The 16,178-nt window shown below is 69.2% G+C and carries 16 protein-coding genes and 1 riboswitch; of the genes, 4 read left to right on the top strand and 12 right to left on the bottom strand.

Annotated features, from left to right (window positions below):
* Positions 1 to 212 precede the first annotated feature (212 nt).
* The gene (locus AUC47_RS11275; RefSeq protein WP_096715280.1) at positions 213 to 2,108 is read right to left on the bottom strand and encodes an ABC transporter ATP-binding protein; all 1,896 of its coding nucleotides are present in this window, start codon (positions 2,106 to 2,108) and stop codon (positions 213 to 215) included.
* 74 nt (positions 2,109 to 2,182) lie between these two features.
* Positions 2,183 to 2,389 carry a transcriptional regulator gene (locus AUC47_RS11270; RefSeq protein ID WP_096715279.1) on the bottom strand — a complete coding sequence of 69 codons (207 nt, stop codon included), beginning with the start codon at positions 2,387 to 2,389 and terminating at the stop codon, positions 2,183 to 2,185.
* A gap of 113 nt (positions 2,390 to 2,502) precedes the next feature.
* Here AUC47_RS11270 and AUC47_RS11265 point away from each other — a divergent pair, with 113 nt between their 5' ends.
* Complete coding sequence (locus AUC47_RS11265; protein ID WP_256999546.1) at positions 2,503 to 3,129, top strand: HAD family hydrolase; 627 nt, start codon at positions 2,503 to 2,505, stop codon at positions 3,127 to 3,129.
* A 62-nt stretch (positions 3,130 to 3,191) separates the two neighbouring features.
* Here AUC47_RS11265 and AUC47_RS11260 read toward each other — a convergent pair whose 3' ends face one another.
* Positions 3,192 to 4,652 (bottom strand): MFS transporter, encoded by a 1,461-nt coding sequence (locus tag AUC47_RS11260; protein WP_096715278.1) that lies wholly within the window; start codon positions 4,650 to 4,652, stop codon positions 3,192 to 3,194.
* 142 nt (positions 4,653 to 4,794) lie between these two features.
* On the opposite strand from AUC47_RS11260, the gene AUC47_RS11255 reads away from it, so the two are divergent.
* Both AUC47_RS11255 and AUC47_RS11250 read left to right on the top strand, forming a co-directional pair.
* A complete protein-coding gene (locus tag AUC47_RS11255; protein WP_096715351.1) occupies positions 4,795 to 5,292 on the top strand; it encodes a metallophosphoesterase family protein in 498 nt (165 codons plus the stop codon).
* Between the two features lie 68 nt (positions 5,293 to 5,360).
* Positions 5,361 to 5,783, top strand: coding sequence for a GAF domain-containing protein (locus AUC47_RS11250; protein ID WP_256999545.1), 423 nt, complete (start codon positions 5,361 to 5,363; stop codon positions 5,781 to 5,783).
* A gap of 36 nt (positions 5,784 to 5,819) precedes the next feature.
* Here AUC47_RS11250 and AUC47_RS11245 read toward each other — a convergent pair whose 3' ends face one another.
* The 4 genes from AUC47_RS11245 to AUC47_RS11230 form a co-directional block, all read right to left on the bottom strand.
* A complete protein-coding gene (locus tag AUC47_RS11245; RefSeq protein WP_096715277.1) occupies positions 5,820 to 7,568 on the bottom strand; it encodes a glycoside hydrolase family 35 protein in 1,749 nt (582 codons plus the stop codon).
* A 59-nt stretch (positions 7,569 to 7,627) separates the two neighbouring features.
* The gene (locus tag AUC47_RS11240) at positions 7,628 to 8,983 is read right to left on the bottom strand and encodes an ABC transporter substrate-binding protein (RefSeq protein ID WP_096715276.1); all 1,356 of its coding nucleotides are present in this window, start codon (positions 8,981 to 8,983) and stop codon (positions 7,628 to 7,630) included.
* Positions 8,984 to 9,048: 65 nt separating this feature from the next.
* Positions 9,049 to 9,939 (bottom strand): carbohydrate ABC transporter permease, encoded by an 891-nt coding sequence (locus tag AUC47_RS11235; RefSeq protein WP_179297596.1) that lies wholly within the window; start codon positions 9,937 to 9,939, stop codon positions 9,049 to 9,051.
* 1 nt (position 9,940) lies between these two features.
* Positions 9,941 to 10,858, bottom strand: a complete 918-nt coding sequence (locus AUC47_RS11230; protein WP_096715275.1) for a carbohydrate ABC transporter permease — start codon at positions 10,856 to 10,858, stop codon at positions 9,941 to 9,943.
* A gap of 158 nt (positions 10,859 to 11,016) precedes the next feature.
* Between AUC47_RS11230 and AUC47_RS11225 the strand changes: the two genes are divergently transcribed.
* Positions 11,017 to 12,000: a LacI family DNA-binding transcriptional regulator gene (locus tag AUC47_RS11225; protein WP_096715274.1), complete on the top strand. Its 984-nt coding sequence runs from the start codon at positions 11,017 to 11,019 to the stop codon at positions 11,998 to 12,000.
* A 62-nt stretch (positions 12,001 to 12,062) separates the two neighbouring features.
* On the opposite strand, the gene AUC47_RS11220 is transcribed toward AUC47_RS11225, so the two are convergent.
* The 5 genes from AUC47_RS11220 to ribD form a co-directional block, all read right to left on the bottom strand.
* Positions 12,063 to 12,422 (bottom strand): Fe-S protein, encoded by a 360-nt coding sequence (locus AUC47_RS11220; protein WP_096715273.1) that lies wholly within the window; start codon positions 12,420 to 12,422, stop codon positions 12,063 to 12,065.
* Between the two features lie 102 nt (positions 12,423 to 12,524).
* Positions 12,525 to 13,001 (bottom strand): 6,7-dimethyl-8-ribityllumazine synthase, encoded by a 477-nt coding sequence (ribH, locus tag AUC47_RS11215; RefSeq protein WP_096715272.1) that lies wholly within the window; start codon positions 12,999 to 13,001, stop codon positions 12,525 to 12,527.
* Positions 12,998 to 14,266: a GTP cyclohydrolase II gene (ribA, locus tag AUC47_RS11210; protein ID WP_096715271.1), complete on the bottom strand. Its 1,269-nt coding sequence runs from the start codon at positions 14,264 to 14,266 to the stop codon at positions 12,998 to 13,000. Before ribA ends, ribH begins: the two co-directional genes overlap by 4 nt.
* On the bottom strand, positions 14,263 to 14,892 hold the full coding sequence (locus AUC47_RS11205) for a riboflavin synthase (protein ID WP_096715270.1): 630 nt from the start codon (positions 14,890 to 14,892) through the stop codon (positions 14,263 to 14,265). The genes ribA and AUC47_RS11205 overlap by 4 nt, the downstream gene beginning before the upstream one ends.
* Positions 14,892 to 15,938 (bottom strand): bifunctional diaminohydroxyphosphoribosylaminopyrimidine deaminase/5-amino-6-(5-phosphoribosylamino)uracil reductase RibD, encoded by a 1,047-nt coding sequence (ribD, locus tag AUC47_RS11200; RefSeq protein ID WP_096715269.1) that lies wholly within the window; start codon positions 15,936 to 15,938, stop codon positions 14,892 to 14,894. The genes AUC47_RS11205 and ribD overlap by 1 nt, the downstream gene beginning before the upstream one ends.
* A 63-nt stretch (positions 15,939 to 16,001) precedes the next feature.
* Positions 16,002 to 16,147: riboswitch (FMN riboswitch) on the bottom strand.
* Between the last annotated feature and the right edge of the window lie 31 nt (positions 16,148 to 16,178).

Here is a 16,178-nt window from a genome sequence, read left to right as displayed (position 1 = left end):
ACGCCCCACACCCTCCACCGCGGAGGACCCCAGACCCGCGAGGGCGGGAAGTCAGAGACGAACCCATGGCTGAGTGGTCTCCGGCATCCCGCCCTCGCGTCTGTGCGGGTTCGGGGCCTGGGAACAGGAAGATCGCCTGAGATCAGGACGATCCCCGGCGGATGCGCCTGTCCTCGGGTTGCGATCCTGATCTTGGGCCCGCGGGAGACCGTCTAGGCCAGCAACTGATGCCGCGCGAGGTCGCGATACAGGGGCGTCGACTCCACGAGCTCGGCATGCGTGCCCTGGCCCACCACCACGCCGTCCTGCAGCACCACGATGAGGTCGCTGTCGACCACGGTCGAGAGGCGGTGCGCGATCACCACGAGCGTGCGGTCGGTCGAGACGGCGTCGATGGCCTCGCGCATCCGCTGCTCGTTGACGCCGTCGAGTGACGACGTCGATTCGTCCAGAAGCAGGATCGGTGCGTCCGTCAGCAGCGCGCGTGCGATCGCGAGTCGCTGCCTCTCGCCGCCCGACAGCATGACGCCGTCCTCACCGACCGGCGCCTGCAGTCCGAGCGGGCTGCGCTCGAGCACGTCGCCGAGGTTGACGGCACGAAGGACCCGCTCGCAGTCGGCATCCGAGGCGTCCGGAGACGCGAGCCGCAGATTGTCGGCGAGCGTGCCGGCGAGAGTCGGCGCATCCTGCTCGACATAGCCGTACTGCGCCCGCAGCTCGTCGCGGGGATAGGTGCGCGCGTCGTGCCCGTACAGGCGGATCGATCCACCCGTGGGGTCGTAGAACCGCTCGACGAGCGAGAGGATCGTGCTCTTCCCCGCACCGCTCGGGCCCACGAGGGCGACCCGGGCACCGCGTGGAACGGCGAACGACACCCCTCGGAGGACCTCGCGGTCGATCGCGGCATCCGCGGCATCCGCGGCATCCTCGTTCGGATCGAGATGAGCATCGGCGAGCAGCGTCCGTGCCTCCTTCTCGGCGGCAGCGCGAGCGGCGACGACGTTCTCGGGATACCGGAACCGCACGTCGCGGAACTCGATGGCGGGTGCGCTCGCGTCGGCCTCATCGCGCGTCACGGCGGCGGCGATCTCGGCATCCTTCTGCGTCTCCGTCGGCAGATCCAGGACCTCCTGGATGCGGCCGAGCGCCCCGAGTGCCTGATTGACCGAGGTGATGGCACCGAACGTGGTCGCGAGCGGCATCACGAGCATGAACAGGAACAGGATGAACGTGATGAGGGAGGCGATCGTGATCGCCCCGTCGGCGACGCGGAAGCCTCCGACGCCGAGCACCACGAGCAACGACAGCTGCAGGGCTACGCCCGCGATGGGAACGACCAGCGACGAGATCTTCGCGATCCGCACGCCGATGCCGTACGCCTCGGAGGCCAGCTTCGACACGGACTCGGTCTCGCGCTCGGTCGCGCCTGAGGCCCGAACAGTGCGGATCGAGCCCACGGCGCGTTCGACTCCGGAGGCCAGCTCGCCGACCTTCTCCTGCTGAGCGGTGGATGCCGTGCGGATCCGCCCGCTGAGGAGCGTGACGCCCACGACCGACGTGCCGATGACCACGACGATCAGCAGGAGCAGCACGGGATCGATCACGAGCATCGCGATGAGAGCGCCGAGGAAGAGCAGGGCGCTGCCCACGGCATCCGCCAGTCCCTGAGTGAGCACGGCGTACAGGAGCGTCGTGTCGGTGCCGACGCGCGAGACCAGGTCGCCGGTGCGGCGCGCGTCGAACTCGCTGATCGGCAGGTGCAGGATGCGAGCGATGAGCTTACGGCGGCTCGAATAGACGACCGCGGTGCCGGTGCGCTGCAGCAGGTAGTGCTGGTAGCCGGAGATGATCGACGAGACGATCACGAACCCGATGAGCAGCCAGACGAGAACGCCGATGCCGGCGTCGGACTGCACGGCCTCGATGACCTGGCCGACGAGCAGGGGCTGCGCGAGCGAGGTCGCCGCGCCGAACACGCTGAGGACGGCGACCACGATGAGCGTGCGCTTGTGCTCGAAGAGGAAGGGGAGGAGCTGGCGGAAGGTGGCGCGCGGACCGTCCTGCGGTGCGCCCCGTCCGCGTCGGCGTGACGTCGCCGTGCTGGACATGCGTGACCTCGTTCTGAAAGGGGGTACTCCGACCGTACTTCGTGCGGGCGGGGATTCTGTGGGTGGGCTGTGCGTCAGCGGCTGCCGAAGCGACGGTGGGCGGCCTGCTTGGAGACGCCGAGAGCGCCGGCGATCGCCTGCCACGAGTAACCCAGGTTGCGCGCACGGCGGACCTCGGCCTCTTCGGCGCGGGCGATCTCGGTGCGGAGCGCGGCGAGTCGGTGCAGCTCGGCGATCGGTTCGCCGCGGTCTTCGAGCGCGTGTGCTGTCGTGAGCGTCATGAGAATCTCCAACGGACGATCTGTCGATGTCGTCAATATTCGTTGACGCATGCCCGATTGTCAATATTCATTGACGAGGGAGGTCCGGCGGTCGCATCGCATAGGGTGTGCGGATGCCGAAGAAGCCATGGATCCTGTTCGACATCGGAGGAGTGCTGGAGGTCGTGGACGACGACACCTGGCAGGAGCGGTGGTGGGAGCGGGTCCGCGCTGTCTCGGGTCTCGCAGGGCCCGATCTCGACGCGCGGGTCGCCGGAGCGGACTTCCCGCGCATCGATCTCACCGTCGGCACCGAAGGCGCGTTCTGGGCCGGGCTCGCCCGGGCCCTCGACCTCGACGAACAGCAGCGGATCTCCCTTCGAGCCGACTTTTGGGACGCGTACTGCGGCGCGGGCAACCACGAGCTGATCGAATACGCTCGTTCGTTACGCGGGAGGGCGAGGACCGCGATCCTCTCCAACTCCGCCGACGGAGCGCGCGACGAGGAGGAGCGACGCTTCGGCTTCGCCTCGATCTTCGATCCGATCTGCTACAGCCACGAGCTGGGTGTCGCCAAGCCCGAGCCGCAGGCGTACCTGCGCACACTGCGAGCACTCGACGCCGACGCGGCCGATGTGCTCTTCATAGACGACCACCGGACGGCGATCGACGGGGCAGCCGCCGTCGGCATCCGCGGCGTGCTGCACCGCGACAATGCGGCGACGATCGCCGCGATCGAGAGCTTCCTCACCAGCCACTGAGCCCGGACGTGCGGAACGGCCGCACCCCGATCGGGATGCGGCCGTTCGCGAGGCGGGCTGCGTCAGAGCTCGACGGCGGCGGCGACCCCGAGGTCGGACTCGTAATCGGTGTCCTTCGTCTCGGGCGAGAGCACGAGGGCGATGAACGTCAGCACGCCCATGACCGACAGGTAGAGGCCGACGAGCCAGGGAGCGCCGTCGCCGAGCTCCCACAGCCAGACCGCGATGAGCGGCGCGACGGCGGCGCCGAGGATCGACGACACGTTATACGAGATCGCGGATCCGGTGTAGCGCACGTTCGTCGGGAACAGCTCCGGCAGCAGCGCGCCCATCGGCCCGAACGTCGCGCCCATGAGCATGAAGCCGAAGACGAGGAACGCCTGGGCGAGGGCGCCCGTGAACTTCGGGTCCATCGCCGGCAGCAGGAACGCGTTGAACGTGAGGCCGAAGACGATGATGAGACCCGTGACCCACAGCAGCAGCTTGCGGCGGCCGACAGCGTCGGCGATCGGGCCCGACAGCAGCGTGAAGATCCCGAAGAACACGACGCCGACGATCTGCATGAGCACGAAGTCGGTGTAGCCGAACCCCAGGCCGGGGTAGAACTGGGCGGCGAACGCCGAGGCGTCGAAGTCCTTGCCCGCGGCCTCGGCGGCCGCCTGCGCGGCGGCGGATGCCGTCTCCAGCGACGCGGGCTTGGTGCCGTATGCGAGGGTGAAGTTCGTCATCAGATAGAACAGCACGTACGTCGCCAGCATGATGAACGTACCGAGGATCAGCGCCTTCCAGTGGTGACGGAACACGGTCGCGAGCGGCAGCTTGCGGATCGCGCCGACCTTCTCGGCCTTCTTGAACGTGTCGGACTCGACGAGCTTGAGGCGCACCCAGAGGCCGATGATGACCATGACCGCCGAGAACAGGAACGGGATCCGCCAGCCCCACGACAGGAACGCCTCGGACTTCAGCGCCGGGTTCTCGGCGTGCGGCAGCAGCCAGTTGATGGCGAGGAAGAGGAAGTTCGCGATGATGAAGCCGAGGGGTGCGCCCAGCTGAGGGAAGGTGCCGTACCAGGCGCGCTTGCCCGCCGGAGCGTTCTCGGTTGCCACGAGTGCGGCTCCCGACCACTCGCCGCCCAGCGCGAAGCCCTGGAAGAGGCGCAGGATGAGCAGCAGCAGAGCGGCCCACCAGCCGATCTGCTGGAACGTCGGAAGCAGGCCGATCACGAACGTCGCGATGCCCATCGTGAGCAGCGACGCGACGAGTGTGGCCTTGCGGCCGAACCGGTCGCCGAAGTGGCCGAACACCACGGCGCCGATCGGGCGCGCGATCATGGCGGCGCCGAACACCGCGAACGACGACAGCAGAGAGGTGGTGTCGTTGCCCGTCGGGAAGAAGAGGACGGGGAAGACGAGCACGGCGGCGGTGGCGTACGCGTAGAAGTCGTAGAACTCGATCGTGGTGCCGACGAGGCTGGCGGTGATGACCCGCGAGCGTGGATTCGCGGGCGCTGTGGACGTACTCATGCTGCTCCTTAGATCCGTACGCCGGCATACCGGCGCACCGGGCGATCCTACGCCTTCCTGAGTGTTTGCTGGGCGTGCGTGACGGTCGGCTGCCGATATCGACCTGCGTAGAGTCGGAGGAGACGCCCTCGGAAGGATGCCGATGACCACCCGGATGCTGCTCCTCGCCGACACGCACGTGCCGAAGCGTGTACGTCGGCTGCCCGACGCCGTGCTGCACGCGATCGACCGTGCCGACATCGTGGCGCACGCAGGGGACTGGGTCGATCTGCAGACCCTCGATCTGATCGAGTCGCGGTCGCGCGTCTTCCACGGCGTGTACGGCAACAACGACGGCCCTGACCTGCGCGCGAGGCTCCCCGAGGTCGCCCGGTTCCAGGTCGAGGGCCTGCGCGTCGCGATGATCCATGAGACCGGACCGGCCGCGCGCCGCGAGCAGCGTATGGACGAGGCGTTCGCCGACACCGACCTGCTGATCTTCGGCCACTCGCACATCCCCTGGGACTCCGTCGCCCCGTCGGGCATGCGGCTGCTCAACCCCGGCTCGCCGACGGACCGCCGTCGTCAGCCTGTCTGCACGATGATGACGGTGACGATCGACGGCGTCGGGATCGACGCGACACTGATGCCGGTCACGTGAGCGAGGAGACTCCCGTCTACCGCGCGCCGATGAGATCGCGTGACGATGCGGTTTTGCACGGGGCTGGGGTGGAGCGGGCACTCGTGCTCGGAGTCTGCGGGATCGGCGGGAGGCTGCATCCTGCTCCCCGCTCCCTGGAGGATGCGCTGACGAAGGCTGACGCGCAGTCCGGCATCCGACTGGCGTGGCGTATCGAGAGATTCGCGAAGGCGCCGATGGGTGCTTTCGTCTGGACGAGAGACGTCGACGGGCTCACCTACCTCGGCCGCCTCGTCGGACCCTGGGCGTACGACACCGACGACGCAGCCGATGCCGTAGACCTCGTGCACGTCCGCGCGTGCGACTGGCTCGCGGAGCCCATCGCCGACGAGGCGGTGCCGCCGGACGTTCAGGCCGCGTTCGGCCGAGGCGGTCGCAATTGGCAGCGGATCCGCGCCGCGAGCGTCAGCGCACCGACGCAGGCGGTCTGGGATGCGGTCGCCGACGGGTGAGGCCGAGCGCGGCCGCCCCTGACCGTGCGCGCCGACCTACTCCTCGGTGTCGCCGAGGTCGGCGCGAGCGACGAACTCCGCCCGGGGATCCAGCAGCTGCTCGAGCTCGAGGACCACGACGCGGTTCGCTCCGGCCGACGTGGCGGGTGCGGGGACGTACAGCGTCCGGGTCGGACCGTTGCGCCAGTAGCGACCGAGGAAGAACCCGTTGACGAAGGCATACCCCTTGCCCCAGCGATCCGTGTCGAGGAACAGGTCGGTCGGTGAGGCGAGGTCGAACTCGCCGACCCACCCCAGCGGTCCGGCGGGCGTCTCGACGGGTGTCGAACCGTCGGCGGGGAAGTGCGCCACGCGCCCGGCGATGGCCGCGACGTCGAGAGGGGTCGACGTCCACCCGTCGAGGGCGACGCCGTCGAGCGTGACCGCGCCGATCAGACCCTTCTCCTCGCCCAGCCTGTGCTCGTAGTTCACCCGCCCCTGGTCCTCGACGAGGATGCTGAGCTCGCGCCCCGCCGGAACCTGCAGGCTCCGGTCGTGGCGGGTGCGTGACAGGGTGCCGACCGGCTGCCCGTCGACGCTCACCCAGGCGAGGTCGCGCACGTCCTCGACCGACAGCCGCCCGCCTCGACCCTCGGGCAGCGGCACGTCGTACCGGACGAGAGCGCTGGCGTGATCGAGCGCGTCGAACGTCGCGGGGTGATCGGTCAGCGCGCCGGTCGCCGCGGCATCCGTCCACCGCCCGACCGGGCTGAGCGGCGCCGAGAACTCGGGAGCCGGAGTCGCGGCAGAGGGCACCTCGTCTGGTACGGGAGCGTACCGGGCGATCACCTCGCGGAACGCATGGAACTTCGCGGTGGGCTCGCCGGCCTCGTCGAGCGGAGCGTCGTAGTCGTACGACGTCACGATCGGCAGATAGCGGCCCTTGTCGTTCGCGCCGTTCGTGAGACCGAAGTTCGTGCCGCCGTGGAACATGTAGATGTTCACCGACGCGCCCGCGGCGAGCAGGGCGTCGAGATCCGCTGCGGCTGCGGCCACATCGGTGGTGTGGTGCACGCCGCCCCACCAGTCGAACCAGCCGTCCCAGAACTCCGAGCACATCAGGGGACCGGTCGGCTGGTGCGCGCGCAGCGTCGCGAGGCGCTCCGCGCTGCGGGACCCGAACGACGCGGTCTTGTGCAGCGACGGGAGGCTGCCGTCCGCCAGCATCCGATCGGTGGGCTGATCGACCGTGGTCAGGGGCACCGTGATGCCCGCCTCCCGGGTGAGCGCGACGAGGGCCTCGAGGTAGGCGGAGTCCGCGCCATAGGCGCCGTACTCGTTCTCGATCTGCACGAGGACGACCGGTCCGCCGCGGTCGATCTGCCGCGGAGCGACGATCTCGTACACGCGTCGAAGGTACTCGCTCACGTCGGCGAGGAACGTCGGCTCCGACGAGCGGAGCTGGCGCCCGTCCGCCGTGAGCCACGTGGGCAGCCCGCCGTTGTGCCACTCGGCGCAGATGTACGGGCCTGGCCGCACGATCGCGTCCATCCCCTCCGCCTGGATCAGGTCGAGGAATCGGCCCAGATCGTTCCACCCCGTGGCATCCCACTCGCCGCGGCGCGGCTCGTGCGCATTCCACGCCACGTAGGTCTCGACCGTGTTGAGGCCCATCAGACGCGCTTTGCGGATGCGGTCCGCCCACTGATCGGGGTGGACTCGGAAGTAGTGGATGGCGCCGGAGATCACACGGTGGGGCTCGCCCGCGCGCAGGAAGTCGGTCTCGCCGATGGAGAAGGAGGTCACGATGCGGTGCTTTCGATGGAGGGCCGGGCGGAGGAGACCTCCGCCCGGCCCGGACGGTGTTACTTGTTGACGCTGAAGCCCTGCTCGTCGCCGTACTGCACGAGCGCCTCCTGCCACGACGCGAGACCCTCATTCAGGTCGGTGCCGTTCTGGTAGGACTGACCGACGGTGTCGCCGAAGATGCTGTTCGCGTACACCTGGTAGGGCAGGTAGCTCCACCCGTCGACGACCTCGCCGGCCGCGGCCGCGAGCACCTCGTTGATCTTCTGGCCGCCGAAGTACTCGGGGGCATTCGCGAGGAACTCCTCGCTGGAGAGTTCCGCGGTCGTGGAGGGGAAGCCGCCGGACTCCAGGAAGATCGAGATGCTCTCCTCCGAGTTGTTCAGCCACCACAGGAAGCCCGCGGCCAGCGCCGGGTTCTCGCTCTGCTTCGTCACGGCCTGGCCACCGCCGCCGTTCTCGGCCGTCGCCGGAGTGCCGTCGTACGTCGGCATCGGCGCCACGCGCCAGTCGCCGGAACCGTCAGGGGCGCCGGAGATGAGGTTGCCCGGCATCCAGGCGCCGATCACGAGCGTGGCGATGCTGCCGTCGCCGAGGGCGCGGAACCACTCGTCGCTCCAACTGCTGGTCGGGGCGACGAGACCCTCCTCGACCAGGCGGTTCCAGTTCTCGGTCCACTTCTTCGTGCCGGCGTCCTGCAGGTCGATCGTGACGTCGGTGCCGGAGGTCGCGAACGGCTTGCCGCCGGCCTGCCAGATCATCGACGTCGCGAAGCCCGCGTCGCCCGTATCGTTCGTGATGTACGCGTCGGGGTTGCTCGCGTGGATCGCCTTGGCCGCCTCGTAGTACTCGTCCCACGTGGTGGGCACGGCAACGCCCGCGGCGTCGAACACCGCCTTGTTGTAGAACATCGCCATCGGGCCGGAGTCCTGCGGCAGGCCGTAGATCGCGTCGCCGTCGGTGACGGAGTTCCACGTCGAGGCCGTGTAGTCGTCCTCGAAGTCGGCGAACCCGAACTGCGAGAGGTCGACGAACGCGTCGGTGAGGGCGAACTGCGGGAACGCGTAGTACTCGACCTGCACCACGTCGGGTGCGCCCGAACCCGCCTTGATCGCGTTCTGCAGCTTCGTGTACTCCTCGTTGTTGGTGCCCGCGTTGACCACGTTCACCGTCACGTTCGGATACTCCTTCTCGAAAGCCTCGACCTGGGCTTCGGCCGACGGAGTCCACGACCAGTACGTGATCTCGCCGCCCTTCTCGAGGGCCGCCTCGACCGAGTCGAACGATCCGTCACCGGCTGCGCCGGATCCTGCGTCGCCGCCGGTGCTGCAACCGGCCAGTGCGAGCGCGGCCACGGTGCCGGCCGCGAGCACCGCGACGGTGCGACGCGCGGCGGGGGAGGGAAGGTGCTTCATTGCTGTGTCCTTTCAGGGTGCGGTCCAGCGTCGGACCGGCTTTCGGGTGCGGAGGGTGCCGGACGCTACTGCTTCACGCTTCCGGCGGTGAGACCTGACTGCCAGAAGCGCTGCAGCAGCAGGAACGCGATGACGATCGGGATGATCGTGAGCAGCGAGCCCATGATCACGAGGTTGTAGATCGGCTGGGAGCCGGCGCCGATGGCCTGCGCGCTCCACTGGTTCAGGCCGACGGTCAGCGGGTACCAGTCGGGATCAGAGAGCATGATCAGCGGCAGGAAGTAGTTGTTCCACGTCGCCACGACCGTGAACAGCGCGACCGTGACGATCCCTGGCGCGAGAAGGCGCATCGAGATGGTGAAGAAGGTGCGGAACTCGCCTGCGCCGTCGATGCGGGCGGCCTCGAGCAGCTCGGTCGGAACGGACTCCGACGCGAACACCCAGATCAGGTAGAGGCCGAACGGGCTGATCAGCGAGGGGATGATCACGGCCCAGGGGGTGTTCGTCAGCCCGAGCTCACTGAACAGCAGGAAGGTGGGCACCGCGAGGGCGGTACCGGGCACGGCGACCGCGCCGAGCACGATCGCGAACACCGCGCGGCGGCCGGGGAAGCGGAACTTCGCCAGCCCGTAGCCGGCCATCGTCGCGAGCAGCGTCGCTCCGCCCGCGCCGACGACGACGTAGAGCAGCGTGTTGCCGAGCCAGCGCAGGAAGATCCCGTCGCGATAGGTGAGCGTCGCCACGAGGTTGTCGACGAAGGCGAAGTCGTCGGCGAACCAGAGACCGAACGAGCTGAAGAGTCCGGACTGCGTCTTCGTCGCGCTGAACAGCAGCCACACGAGCGGGATCACCGTGTACAGCGCGTACCCGATCATCACGATGAGGAGGATCTTCGACCGGCGCGGATTCAGCGGGTCGTGGCGCTCCGGGCTGGTGCGGGCGAGGGGGAGTGCCATGTCAGCGCACCTCCGACTTCGAGCCGCGCAGCTGCACGACATAGGCGATCACCGCGGTGATGACGCCCATGATGATGGCGACGGTGGCGGCGTAGTTGAACTGCTGCCCGGCGAAGGACAGGTTGTACGCGTACATGTTGGGGGTGAAGTACGTGGTGATGACGTTGGGGGCGAGCGGTCGCAGGATGTTCGGCTCGTTGAACAGCTGGAAGCTGCCGATGATCGAGAAGATCGTCGCGATCACCAGGGCGCCGCGCACCGAGGGGATCTTGATCGAGAAGATCGTCCGCCATGCGCCCGCGCCGTCCAGCGCCGCGGCCTCGTACATCTCGGTCGGGATGGTCTTCAACGAGGAGTAGAAGATCAGCATGTTGTAGCCGACGAACTCCCACGTGACGATGTTGCCGATCGAGACCAGCATCCATTCCTTCGCGAACGGCGTGATGGCGTCGACGCCGAGGAGATCGTTGATGTTGCTCGTGAGGCCGAACTGGTCGCCGTAGATGTACCCCCACATCAGCACCGCCACGACGGCCGGCACCGCGTAGGGCAGGAAGATCAGGATGCGGAAGAACGACGCCCCGCGCAGCCGTGCGCTGTCCAGCGCGAGCGCCGCAGCGAGGGCGAGCAGGAGCATGATCGGCACCTGCACGACGAGGAACAGCAGGACGCGGAGGAACGCCTCCCAGAACTGCGAATCGGTGAGGGCGCGCACATAGTTGTCGAGGCCGACGAAGGCGGTGCCTCCGATGAGCTTCTCCTGGAAGAAGCTCAGGTACACGGAGTAGGCGAGCGGGGCGAGGAACACCAGCGCGAACACGATCATGAACGGGCCGACGAAGGCCCATCCCTTCCAGTCGCGCTTCTCGCGCCGGCGGATGCCGTGATCGGCGATCACCGCGGAGTTCTGAGTCGTCATCGACGGGCCTTCTGAGAGAAACGGGGGCGCACTGCGCCGTGTGTCAACGTCAACATATGCGATGCGCTGCTAGTGTGTCAACGTCAACACATGAACGGATGGGTGACGTGACATCGCAACAGCTCGGAGAGGCGCCGCAACGTCGCCGCGATCCGTCGATGGAGGACGTGGCCCGTGAGGCCGGCGTCTCGGGGCAGACGGTGTCCCGCGTCGTCAATGCGCGCGGTTACGTGGGAGCCGCGACTCGCGAGCGTGTCGAGGCCGCCATGCAGCGGCTCGGTTACCGTCCCAACAGCGCGGCTCGGGCGCTGCGATCCGGACGCTTCCGTGCGATCGGCGTCGTCATGTTCTCATTCAGCTCCTACGGCAATCAGCGCACGCTCGACGCGATCGCCGTGCGTGCGTCGCAGAGGGGGTACGCGCTGACGCTGATCCCCGTCGAGTCCAGCGCGCGGGAGACCGTCGCCGGAGCCTTCCGGCGTCTCGAGGAGCACGCGCTCGACGGGATCATCATCGTGATCGAGGCGCATCAGCTCGACGAGGCCGATGTCGAGATCCCCGACGGGCTGCCCGTCGTGCTCGTCGACTCCAACCGCGGGTCGGCCCACCCGTACGTCGACACCGACCAGGCGCAGGGGGCGCGGCTCGCGACAGAGCACCTGCTCGACCTCGGCCACGAGACGGTGTGGCATGTCGCCGGCCCCGCCGAGTCGTACTCGGCCGAGCGTCGTCGCGAATCCTGGCGGCGCACCCTGACTGACCGCGGCCTGGTCGCTCCGGAGCCGCTGCAGGGGGATTGGACCGCGGAGTCGGGCTACCGGGCCGGTCTTCGACTGCGTGAGTCCGACGGCGTCACCGCCGTGTTCGTCGCGAATGACCAGATGGCGATCGGTGTTCTGCGCGCCTTCCGCGAAGTCGGCCTCGACATCCCGGGCGACATCAGCGTCGTCGGCTTCGACGGCCTCCCCGATGCCGCGCAGCTGTGGCCGCCGCTGACGACCGTGCAGCAGCACCCGGAGCGCGTGGGAGCGCTCGCCGTCGATGCCCTGCTGTCGGAGCTCGACGGCCGGGAGCCCGTTCAGACGCCGCTCGTGGGCACCGAACTCATCGTGCGAGGAAGTACGGCCCCGCCGCGACGCTGAGCGCAGCGCGGACCGTCGAGCGAGCGGAGCGAGACGAAACGCGGTGAGTCGTGTCCGGAGACTCAGCGCCAGATCGTCGCGATCGCGACGTTCGCCGCGGTCAGGATGCCGACGAGCCAGAACATCGCGGCCGGCACCGAACCGGACTTCCGCTGCCGCGCGGTGCCGATACCGAGCAGGGCGCCGATCGCGAGCAGCACGACGAGCTTCGTGCCGATCTTGGCGTAGTTCAGCTCCGCGCCCTCGGGAAGACCCCAGGGAGCGGCGAGTGCCAGACCCGCGACCGCGGCGATGGTCATGCCGATGCTCATGAGGCGGGTGAACTCGCGCTTGCCGCCGAACGCCTGCACCGCCCACGCTCCGAACAGGACGGCGAAGCCGATCAGGTGGACGAAGAGAACGATGTGGCGCAGGGTCTCCATGGCCTCACGCTACTGACGCGCGCTGATCCTCCGCCAGCAAGGACGACCTCACCTCAGCCGCGAAGCTCGCCGGTCACCAGCGCCGGCCGCAGCCTGGCCGGTTCAGCCGCGAAGCTCCCTCGTCACCAGTGCAGTGCGCAGCGCGGCATCCGCTGCTTCTGCGCCCTTGTCCTCGTGCGAGCCCTCGAGTCCCGCACGGTCGAGGCCCTGCTTCTCGTCGTCGAGCGTCAGCACGCCGAAGCCGACCGGCTTGCCGGCGTCGAGCGAGACCCGGGTGAGTCCGTCGGTCGTCGCGGCCGACACGTACTCGAAGTGCGGGGTGCCGCCGCGGATGATCACGCCCAGCGCGACCACCGCATCCGCTCCGCCCGCGAACGCGGCCTGCGCTGCGACCGCGAGCTCGAACGAGCCGGGGACCCGCACCACGCGGTAGGAGGCACCGGACTCGTCGAGCACGCGCTGTGCGCCGGCGATGAGCCCGTTCGTGATGACCTCGTGCCACGTGCCGGCGATGACGACGACGTCGAGGCCGGCTCCGTCGATCTTCTCCGTGCGGGGTGCTGCTCCTGCGCCGCTCATGCGTCGTCCTTCTTTCCGTCGGCGAGAGCCTGTGCCAGCTCCGCCTCTCCGATGATGTGACCCATGCGGTCACGCTTGGTCTCGAGGTACTGGTGGTTGTTCGGTCCGACGCCCACGATCAGCGGCACCTGCTCCACGACGTCCAGGCCGAGCGTGCGCAGCTGGTTCACCTTGTCGGTGTTGTTCGTCAGCAGTCGCACCTTCGACACCCCGAGGTCGGAGAGGATGCCGGCCGCCGCCGCATAGTCGCGGGCGTCTGCCGGGAGGCCGAGCGCGAGGTTGGCGTCAACCGTGTCGAGTCCCTCCTCCTGCAGGCTGTAGGCGCGGAGCTTGTTGATCAGGCCGATCCCTCGGCCCTCGTGTCCGCGCATGTAGATCACGACTCCGCCGTCCTGCTCGATGGCGTCGAGCGCCGCATCGAGCTGCGGGCCGCACTCGCACTTCAGCGAGCCGAACGCCTCGCCGGTCAGGCATTCGGAGTGCACCCGCACCAGCGCGGTCTCGCTGAGCTCGCCCGAGACGACGGCGATGTGATCGGTGCCGGTCACGCGGTCCTTGTAGGCCAGGAAGCGGAACGACCCGTGCTCGGTCGGTACCGTGGCGTCGGCGCGCAGACTGACGCGACGGCTTCCGGCGCCCGGGGTGGCCCCTGCGGGGTCGATCTCGTTGAGATGCGCGATGAGCTGCCCGATCGTGATGACGGGCACCCGGTCGCGGTCTCCCAGCTCGAGCAGTCCGGGTAGGCGCATCATGCTGCCGTCCTCCGCGACCACTTCCGCGATGGCTCCCACCGGGTGCAGGCCGGCGAGCTTCATGAGCTCGACCGCGGCCTCCGTGTGTCCGTCGCGCTCGCGCACGCCGCCGTCGACCGCGCGCAGGGGGAGCACGTGCCCGGGGCGGATGATGCTCGTCGCCGTCGATTCGGGGTTCGCCAGGACGTTCAGGGTGTGCGCCCTGTCGTGCGCGCTGATGCCCGTCGTCACGCCTTCGGCGGCATCCACGCTCACCGTGTAGGCGGTCGACCGGGCATCCTCGCTCGCGGCGACCATCGGCGGCAGGTTCAGCGAGTCGGCGAGGTCCGCGGGCATCGGGGCGCAGATGAACCCCGACGACCAGCGCACGGTCCACGCGACCCACTCGGGCGTCGCGAGCTGCGCCGACAGCACGACGTCGCCCTCGTTCTCGCGGTTCTCGTCGTCGGCCACGAGCACGGGGCGTCCGGCGCGCAGCGCCTCGAGCGCCTCGGGGATGGTGGACAGGCTCATCGCGAGCCTCCTTCCGCTGCGGCCCGGAAGGCGAGCAGCCGCTCGACGTGCCGGGCGAGGATGTCGGTCTCGAGGTTCACACGGTCGCCGACCGCGCGGGATCCGAGGGTGGTGGCGGCGAGGGTCTCCGGGATGAGCGACACCTCGAACCAGGCGTCGTCGGCGTCGGCCGGGCTCACGGCGCTCACCGTGAGCGAGGTGCCGTCGACCGAGATCGAGCCCTTGTCGACGACGAGCGGGGCGAGGTCGTCCGGCAGCGAGATGCGCAGCACGCTCCACTGCTCGCCGGGACGCACGTCGATGACCGCGCCGACTCCGTCGACATGCCCCTGCACGATGTGGCCGCCGAGGCGGGCGCCGACCGGCATCGCCTTCTCGATGTTCACTCGCGTGCCGACGGATGCCGTGCCCAGGGCCGCGACGTCGAGGGTCTGCTTCATGACGTCGGCGTCGAAGGACACCGGAGTCGACCCCACGACGGTCAGGCACACACCGGACACCGCGATGGATTCGCCGTGCACGGCATCCGCCGCCGCCTTCGGGGCACGGACGGTCAGCCGCCATCCGTCGCCGGACGGCGTGATCGCGGTGATCTCGCCGATCTCCTCGATGATTCCCGTGAACATCAGCGTGCTCCTTCTCGTGAGGTCTTCGCAGCCGGCGATGCGGGGTGCGCGATCGCGAGCAGGTCGGCGCCGAGCGGCATCCACTCGTCGACCGTCAGGCGACGTGCCCCGTCGATCGAGTCGACGCCGATGTCGGTGAGCGCGAGTCGGTCGCCGCCGAGCAGCACCGGCGCGAGGTAGGCGAGCACCCGGTCGGCGAGCCCCGCCGCGATGAACGCACTCGCCAGGGTGGGGCCTCCCTCGACGAACACGCTCTGGATGCCGCGGGCGTGCAGGTCGGCGAGCACGGCGTGCAGATCATGCGTGTCGTAGGCGAGTGGTGCGTGCGGATGCCGGCGGATCGCGGCGTCGGCCGGAACAGGACGCGACCCGATCACGACCGGGATCGGCTGGGTCGGGTACAGCTCGTCGCCGTCACGAGCCGTCAGCGACGGGTCGTCGGCGAGGACGGTGCCCGTGCCGACGGCGATCGCGTCGGCCTCCGCGCGGCGGCGGTGGACGTCGGCCCGCGCCTCCGGCCCGGTGATCCACTGGCTGGACCCGTCGGATGCCGCGGCGCGGCCGTCGAGGCTCTGCGCCCACTTCACCGTGACATGCGGGCGTCCGAGGCGCTGGGCGGTGAGCCAGCCGTCGATGATCCGGTGCGCGGCGCCGGCCTGCTCGCCGGAGTCGACGCTCACGCCCGCCGCGCGCAGGCGCTCGGCGCCACCGCCCGAGACGGCACCGGGGTCGTCGAGCGCGTACACGACCCGGTCGACGCCGGCCTCGATCAGCGCGACGGCGCAGGGTCCCGTGCGTCCCGTGTGATTGCAGGGCTCGAGCGTGACGACCGCGGTCGCACCGGCAGCGGCGCCCGGCGCGAGCTTCGACAGTGCGTCGACCTCGGCGTGGGGCGTGCCGGCTCCGCGATGCCAGCCCTCGGCGAGCACGTCGCCGTCGGAGGAGAGGATCACGGCACCCACCTGCGGGTTCACCCCGCGCGGGCCCAGGGTCGCGAGCTCGAGCGCCCGGGTCATCGCCCGGCGCTCCGCCTCGTTCACTGCCATCCGTGTTCCTCTCTGGACTCAGGGGTCGCAGGGAGGAGATGGCGGAACGCGCATGCGGCGGCCACCGTGCTGCCTCCCTTCCGGACTAGCGAGGCCGGGCCTCGCATCACCGTCGGTTCCGGATTTCCACCGGATCGGCACCTCGACGAATCGAGACGCTCGCGGACTGTCACCGCCGGTTCGGATTCTCACCGACCCCGGAGCACGTTGATGTTCTGAGTGTACAAGTCGCGCGGGAGC

The sequence above is a fragment of the Microbacterium sp. SZ1 genome (genome assembly GCF_002362255.1).
Classification (GTDB): Bacteria; Actinomycetota; Actinomycetes; order Actinomycetales; family Microbacteriaceae; genus Microbacterium.
The sequence above is the reverse complement of the archived record's forward strand: the minus strand, read 5'-3'. Positions and strand labels throughout refer to the sequence as shown.